Origin of the sequence: Kocuria rhizophila (assembly GCF_003667225.1) — a bacterium.
In the GTDB taxonomy this organism is placed as follows: Bacteria; Actinomycetota; Actinomycetes; order Actinomycetales; family Micrococcaceae; genus Kocuria; species Kocuria rhizophila.
In genome coordinates this window covers 1-3,247 of the sequence record NZ_RCOM01000138.1, presented here as the reverse complement: position 1 = coordinate 3,247, position 3,247 = coordinate 1, and the positions used below count along the sequence as shown (strand labels likewise).

5 protein-coding genes are annotated in these 3,247 nt (G+C 69.2%); 4 read left to right on the top strand and 1 reads right to left on the bottom strand.

Going from position 1 to position 3,247, the window contains the following annotated elements:
- Positions 1–80 precede the first annotated feature (80 nt).
- The 3 genes from D9R02_RS11560 to D9R02_RS11550 all read left to right on the top strand — a co-directional run bounded on the left by D9R02_RS11560 (position 81) and on the right by D9R02_RS11550 (position 2,029).
- On the top strand, positions 81–686 hold the full coding sequence (locus tag D9R02_RS11560) for a cadmium resistance transporter (protein WP_019311200.1): 606 nt from the start codon (positions 81–83) through the stop codon (positions 684–686).
- Between the two features lie 177 nt (positions 687–863).
- Positions 864–1,496, top strand: a complete 633-nt coding sequence (locus tag D9R02_RS11555) for a class I SAM-dependent methyltransferase (RefSeq protein ID WP_035885429.1) — start codon at positions 864–866, stop codon at positions 1,494–1,496.
- Positions 1,493–2,029, top strand: a complete 537-nt coding sequence (locus D9R02_RS11550; RefSeq protein ID WP_019311202.1) for a DinB family protein — start codon at positions 1,493–1,495, stop codon at positions 2,027–2,029. The genes D9R02_RS11555 and D9R02_RS11550 overlap by 4 nt, the downstream gene beginning before the upstream one ends.
- Positions 2,030–2,039: 10 nt before the next feature.
- Here D9R02_RS11550 and D9R02_RS12140 read toward each other — a convergent pair whose 3' ends face one another.
- Positions 2,040–2,213, bottom strand: a complete 174-nt coding sequence (locus tag D9R02_RS12140) for a hypothetical protein (RefSeq protein WP_019311203.1) — start codon at positions 2,211–2,213, stop codon at positions 2,040–2,042.
- A 151-nt stretch (positions 2,214–2,364) separates the two neighbouring features.
- Here D9R02_RS12140 and D9R02_RS11545 point away from each other — a divergent pair.
- Positions 2,365–3,247: FAD-dependent oxidoreductase (locus tag D9R02_RS11545; protein WP_183085994.1), on the top strand; the 883-nt coding region annotated here is incomplete at its 3' end.

Genomic DNA, 3,247 nt, shown 5'->3' with positions numbered 1-3,247 from the left:
CCTTTCACCCACCCCCCAACGCCACGGGTGCCCCTTGGTCGCACCGCCGGCCTACCCCATACCCGAAGGAAAGAGACGCCATGGAACTGCTCGCTCCCGTGCTGCAGGCGATCGGCCTGTTCGCGGCCACCAACATCGACGACATCATCGTGCTGTCCCTGTTCTTCTCCCGCGGGGCCGGGGCCCGCGGCACCACCGCCAAGATCGGCATCGGCCAGTACGTAGGCTTCGGCGGCATCCTGGTGGCCTCCGTGCTGGTGACCCTCGGAGCCAGCAGCTTCCTGCCCCCGGAGGCGATCCCCTACTTCGGCCTCATTCCTCTGCTACTGGGCCTGCACGCCGCATGGAAGGTCTGGCGCAGCGACGACGACGATGATGATGACGAGGAGAAGGTCGCCGGCAAACAGGTCAGCATCTGGACCGTCGCGGCAGTGACCTTCGCCAACGGCGGGGACAACATCGGGGTCTACGTCCCCGTGTTCGTCACCGTGGGCCCGGGCGCGATGGTGGCCTACTGCATCGCCTTCCTGGCCATGGTGGCGGTGCTGGTGGCCATCGCCAAGTACGTCGCTACCCGCAAACCCATCGCCGAGGTCCTGGAACGCTGGGAGCACATCCTCTTCCCCATCGTGCTGATCGGCCTGGGCGTGGTCATCCTCCTCGAGGGCGGCGCCTTCGGCCGGTAGGTCACCGATCAGCCGGCCTCACCCGCGTGGTCGGGCCCCGGGGATTCCTGGAATCAGCGCCCGGGCAGGGCGACCGGTGAGGGAGGGTGAGCGGGTTCCCGCTCGAACGGTTCACTGCCGTCGGTCGGGAAGCTAGGCTCGGCGGAAACCCCGCAGGTGCCCGGAGAGGCGGAGACCATGCCGAAGATGTCGGCCCTGGAGTCCTCCTTCTGCCGCAGCGCCCCGTGGACTCTGGTGGCCCGGCGGATGGTTCCCTGGGCGACCCAGGGTTTCCCCGTCACCGGGGACGTGCTGGAGATCGGCGGGGGCAGCGCCGCCATGGCCGCCGCTCTCGCCCGGTCCCATCCCCAGGTGCGACTCACCACCACCGATGCCGACCCGGTGATGGTCGAGGCCGCCCAGCGACGCCTTACCGGATTCTCCCTGGCCGAGGCGGGTCAAGCCGATGCCACCCGGTTGCCCTTCGAGGACGCCTCCTTCGACACGGTTGTGAGCTTCCTGATGCTCCACCACGTCATCGAGTGGGAACGCGCGGTGACTGAGGCCGCCCGGGTCCTGCGACCGGGTGGGGCCTTCGTGGGATACGACCTGCTCGCCTCCCGCGCCGCTTCCTGGGTGCACCTGGCCGACCGATCCCCCCACCGGCTCATCGAGCCGGGAGCCTTCGAACCAACCCTCCGACAAGCCGGCCTGGAGCCGGTGCACCTGCGCGACTCCTTCGGGGGTCGAGTGCTGCGCTTTATCGCCCAGAAGCCCACCAGCACGCAGGGCCCTGTCGACAACGACAACACGCAGAGGAGGACCCGGTGAACAGCGCACCCCTCACCCGCCAGACGATCCACGACGAACTGGAGCGGGTCCGGTCCGACTTCCACACCTTGGTGACCGCAGCGAGCCCGGCGGATCTGCGCCGCCCCTCGTCCGGCACCCGATGGACCAACGGACAGCTGCTGTTCCACATGTTCTTCGGTTACCTGGTCGTCCGGCGCCTGCTGCCCCTGGTGCGCCTGATGGGCCGGCTCCCCGAACCGGTCAGCCGCATCTTCGCCAGGGTCCTGGAGGCCGGCACCAGGCCCTTCCACATCATCAACTACCAGAGCGACCGTGGGGCCGCGCGGGTGATCCACGGCCCGCAGCTGCTCCGGTGGTTCGACCGCACCCTCGACACCCTGCAGGCCCAGCTCGCCGCCGAGCCCGCGGCCGCACTGGCCCGAGGGATGCACATGCCCGTGTCCTGGGGCCCCTATTTCCGGGACTGGATGAGCCTGGCCGAGATCTACCACTACGGCACCCAGCACTACGACCACCACCGACAGCAGCTGACCATCGGCCAGGCATCGTGAAGAGACTCCCTCATGAGATCGGTGGTGCGGGCGAGATGGCCTCGTCGGCGTCCTGCGTTCGAGGCGGGATCGCCACGCCAGGATCGACCACGCTGATGCTGATGGGGGCGGCCATGAGCACGGGGGTGAACGCGAAGTCCGTCTCCTCCGCTTCACATATGGCCAGGCTGCCGGTCACGGTCACGGGATCGAGGTTGCAGCGGGGGTTCCTTGGTGGGCTGTTGTCGCAGTGACACCTTGACCTTCCCCTGTGGGGGAAGGTGCAGGCTGGGTCACAGAAGGGCACGCGGAAAGTTTCCGGGGGGAGTGTTCCTCACCGATGTGCGGAGGTTGTCATGGGTGGAACGGCAGTGATCGAGACCGATCTGGCCATTATTGGTTCTGGTGGTGGTGCTTTCGCCGCCGCGATCCGGGCGACCAGCCTGGGCCAGCGGGTGGTGATGATCGAGCGGTCCATGGTGGGGGGCACCTGTGTGAACACCGGGTGCGTGCCCTCGAAAGCGTTGCTGGCCGCCGCCGATGCCCGCCATGTGGCCCTGGAGGCGCCCGGCCGGTTTCCCGGACTCAGCACCTCCGCCGGCCCGGTGGACATGCCGGGGCTGATGGCGGGCAAGAACGGGCTGGTGGAGGGGATGCGTTCGGAGAAGTACGTGGATCTGATCGCCGACTACGGGTGGGACCTGCGCCAGGGGGACGCCGCGTTCACCGGCACCGCGCAGGACCCGGTGCTGGAGATCACCAGTGGGGACGGGGCCGTGGAGACGGTGCGGGCCCGGCACTACCTGGTGGCCACCGGCTCGGCCCCGTGGACCCCGCCGATTCCCGGGCTGGAGGAGGTCGACTACCTCACCTCCACGACGGCGATGGAGCTGCCGGAGGTCCCGGAGTCGATGATCGTACTCGGCGGCGGGTACGTGGCCTTGGAGCAGGCCCAACTCTTCGCCCGGCTGGGCTCGCAGGTCACGGTGCTGGCCCGTTCCCGGTTGCTGTCGGGGGAGGAACCGGAGGTCTCGAAGGCCCTCCTGGGGGTCTTCGCCGATGAGGGCATCACGGTGGTGCGCCGGGCTGCGGTCGAGTCCGTGGGCACCGATCCGGCCACCGGGGGTGTCGTGGTGGCCGCCACCGGGGCCGGGCGCCAGGAGTACACCGCGGACCGGCTGCTGGTGGCCACCGGGCGCCGGGCGGTCACCGAGGGTCTGGGCCTGGGCACGGTGGGGG